This is a genomic window from Bathymodiolus azoricus thioautotrophic gill symbiont, assembly GCF_001298715.1.
Taxonomy (GTDB): domain Bacteria; phylum Pseudomonadota; class Gammaproteobacteria; order PS1; family Pseudothioglobaceae; genus Thiodubiliella.
On the sequence record NZ_CDSC02000327.1, the window covers coordinates 1 to 3,374 of the forward strand.

The window sequence follows — 3,374 nt, forward strand, 5'->3', positions numbered from 1 at the left end:
TAAGTAGCATTTTAACTTTTGATAAAAGATCCACTCAATATACATTATTTGAATTGTTAATATGAATAAACATTATTCAATCATCGTCATCGGTGGCGGGCATGCAGGCACTGAAGCAGCGCTTGCGCCTGCACGCATGGGTGTTAAGACACTGTTGATTACGCATAATATTGAGACACTTGGGCAGATGAGCTGCAATCCTGCGATTGGCGGGATTGGTAAAGGGCACTTGGTGAAAGAGATTGATGCGATGGGTGGTGCTATGGCACATGCGATTGACAAGGCGGGCATTCAATTCCGCACACTTAATGCTTCTAAGGGTCCAGCAGTGCGTGCTACTCGTGCTCAAGCAGATAGGGTTCTGTATAAAGCGGCCATTCGCCACAAATTAGAAAATCAGGAAAACTTATCATTGTTTCAGCAGGCAGTTGAAGATTTAATCATTGAAAATGATGTCGTTAAGGGTGTGAAAACACAAATGGGTTTGCGTTTTACGGCCGATAAAGTAATTTTAACTTCTGGTACTTTTTTGGGTGGTGTGATTCATATTGGGCAGTCTAATTATGAAGGCGGCCGTGCTGGCGATGCGCCATCCAATGCATTGTCCAGGCGGCTTCGTTCCTATGATTTAGGTGTGGGACGATTAAAAACAGGTACACCACCAAGGCTTGATGGACGCACTATTGATTTTAGTGTATTGCAAAAACAGCCAGGTGATACGCCATTACCGACTTTTTCTTTTATGGGAAAGGCGAGCGATCACCCACAGCAAATCCCTTGCTACATCACGCATACTAATGAGAAAACGCATGATTTTATCCGTGATGGCTTAAAAGACTCACCAATGGTTACAGGCAATATTGAAGGTACTGGCCCAAGATATTGCCCATCAATTGAAGACAAAGTCGTGCGTTTTAGTGAGCGTGATTCACACCAAATTTTTGTTGAGCCTGAAGGTTTGATGACCAATGAGGTCTATCCAAATGGTGTCTCGACTTCTTTGCCGTATGAAGTGCAGCAAGATTTTATTCGCTCAATCAAAGGTTTTGAAAATGTTGATATTGTGCGTCCTGGTTATGCCATCGAGTATGATTTTTTCGACCCGAGAGGCTTGAGACAAACACTGGAAGTAAAAAAAATATCAGGACTGTATTTTGCTGGACAAATTAACGGTACAACGGGTTATGAAGAAGCAGCAGCGCAAGGATTACTGGCAGGTGTGAATGCGGGGTGCGCTGTATTAGAAAAAAATCCTTGGTTGCCAAAACGCGATGAGTCTTATATTGGGGTGATGGTAGATGATTTGATTACCAAAGGCACAAATGAGCCTTATCGTATGTTTACTTCGCGTGCTGAATATCGCTTGTTACTCAGAGAAGACAATGCAGACGCGCGCTTAACACCCAAGGGTAGAGAGTTAGGTTTGGTGAATGATGAGCGTTGGGCAGCGTTTAAAATTAAATATGAAGTAGCAGCGCAAGAAAAAGAACGCTTAAAAACCACTTGGATTCAAGCCAGTGATACGCAGGCAAGCGAAGTCTTAGGTCAGGCGTTGAGTCACGAGTATTCGTTGCTAGAATTGTTAAAACGACCAAAAGTGAATTATCAAGTTTTATCTCAGATTGAATCGGGGCAGCCTTTTTTAACGGATACAACTTTAATCGGTGTGGTGGAAAATCAGATTAAATATGAGGGTTATATCAAACGCCAACTAGAAGAAATTGAAAAATATCGCAAGAATGAAAACACCGTTTTACCGAGCGATATAGACTACGATTCTATTAGGGCATTGTCAAGTGAGGTGATACAAAAACTTAGCGACCATCGTCCAGAGACTATCGGTCAAGCAAGCCGACTTCAAGGTGTTACTCCTGCGTCTATTTCTATTTTATTGGTGTATTTAAAGACTTATAGTAAATCATGATTCATGAAACTTTATTACTTGGTGGCGCCAAAAAGATGAACATCAAGCTTGATGAAGAGCAACTATCTAAGTTGCTTGAATATTTAACATTAATCACAAAATGGAACAAAACTTATAACCTCAGTGCGATTCGCACAATGGAAGAAGGTGTTAGAAAACATTTATTAGACAGCTTGTCTATTATGCCGTTTATTGACAAGTCACCACTACTTGATGTGGGCGCAGGTGCAGGATTACCAGGAATTGTGATTAGTATTATGCGACCTGAGCTTTCTGTTAATGTGCTAGATACAGTGGGTAAAAAATGTCGTTTTATGCAGTTTGTAAAATCTCAATTAGGGCTTAAAAATTTAACCGTATTGAATGAGCGTGTTGAGGTGTTTGAATCTCAGAGATGTTTTGGTCAGATTACTTCCAGAGCATTTGCTAAGGTCAACAAAACATTGAAATTAACACAACATCTATTATGCGATAATGGGCGTTACTTATTAATGAAGGGTGCAAATATTGGACAAGAGAGTTTGCCCGAAGGTACAAAAATCCATCAACTGTGCGTATCAAATGTTTCAAATGAACGGTTCTTATTAGAAATTAGGAAAAAAATATGAAAAAAATAATCTACACATTACTGGGTTTAATTGTTACTGTAACAATTGTTATTATTACTCTGCTTGACCCGATAGGAAAGAAAATCAGCCAACAATATGTTACTGAGTTATTAAAAACACCGGTCAAAATCAGTCAATTTAGTTCTGATTTTTTAGACAAGAGTATTAATATTGATTTTATTGAGGTGAAAAACCCACCTAACTTTAAGAATGAAAATGCCTTCTCTTTGGATCATTTTTCTTTAAAAGTAGGCGATAGCGATAACAATTTGATTGTTCTTGATGAGATATTTCTTGATGGGTTGGCATTCACCTTGGAGCAAAACGATTCTAATGTGAATTTGACACAACTCATTGATAATTTAGATCAAGCGCCATCACAGTCCTCTGATGTGTCTAGTAGTGATAATAGTAACGCCAATGAAAAACGCATCAAGATAAAGTATTTTAAAGTTAGCAATATTAGCCTTAAAGTGGATTCTGAGTGGCTAAGAACCACACTTAAAGTTCCTAATATTTCCATCAGTAATTTTGGTGGAGATTCAGGTATTAGAATTGATAAAATTGGCAAAGAAGTTACCAAAAAGATTATGAATAATTTGAGAAAAGCATTAGAGGAAAAGGGTATTGAGGCTGGTAAAAAAGAAATTGAAGCTAGCTTGCGTCGAAAAATTGCACAACAGCTCGGTGTTGCAAGTGATGAACTAAAGGACACGGTAAAAGATTTGTTTAAAAATTTCGATTTTTAATTGTAAAAGTAGAGGCGATTGATTTATTCTGCGGTATTTCACAAGATATAAATAGATTGGTTTTTTAGTCTAAAAGAGACCTTTGCATAAATA

At 38.4% G+C, this 3,374-nt stretch carries 3 protein-coding genes; all 3 read left to right on the plus strand.

Translation table 11 applies throughout. The features are described from left to right. The first annotated feature begins 61 nt into the window (after positions 1–61). From mnmG to BAZSYMA_RS06500, 3 genes are read left to right on the plus strand one after another with little or no spacing between them, the layout of a single operon-like run. Positions 62–1,924 carry a tRNA uridine-5-carboxymethylaminomethyl(34) synthesis enzyme MnmG gene (gene mnmG, locus BAZSYMA_RS06490; protein WP_090716891.1) on the plus strand — a complete coding sequence of 621 codons (1,863 nt, stop codon included), beginning with the start codon at positions 62–64 and terminating at the stop codon, positions 1,922–1,924. Then, the gene (gene rsmG, locus BAZSYMA_RS06495) at positions 1,921–2,532 is read left to right on the plus strand and encodes a 16S rRNA (guanine(527)-N(7))-methyltransferase RsmG (protein ID WP_195910131.1); all 612 of its coding nucleotides are present in this window, start codon (positions 1,921–1,923) and stop codon (positions 2,530–2,532) included. Before mnmG ends, rsmG begins: the two co-directional genes overlap by 4 nt. Then, a complete protein-coding gene (locus BAZSYMA_RS06500; RefSeq protein ID WP_090716896.1) occupies positions 2,529–3,281 on the plus strand; it encodes a hypothetical protein in 753 nt (250 codons plus the stop codon). Before rsmG ends, BAZSYMA_RS06500 begins: the two co-directional genes overlap by 4 nt. Positions 3,282–3,374: the final 93 nt, after the last annotated feature.

Excerpts from the sequence above, each read along its gene's own strand:
- mnmG (WP_090716891.1), top strand. The coding sequence starts at position 62 with ATGAATAAACATTATTCAATCATCGTCATCGGTGGCGGGCATGCAGGC.
- rsmG (WP_195910131.1), top strand. The coding sequence starts at position 1,921 with ATGATTCATGAAACTTTATTACTTGGTGGCGCCAAAAAGATGAACATC.
- BAZSYMA_RS06500 (WP_090716896.1), top strand. The coding sequence starts at position 2,529 with ATGAAAAAAATAATCTACACATTACTGGGTTTAATTGTTACTGTAACA.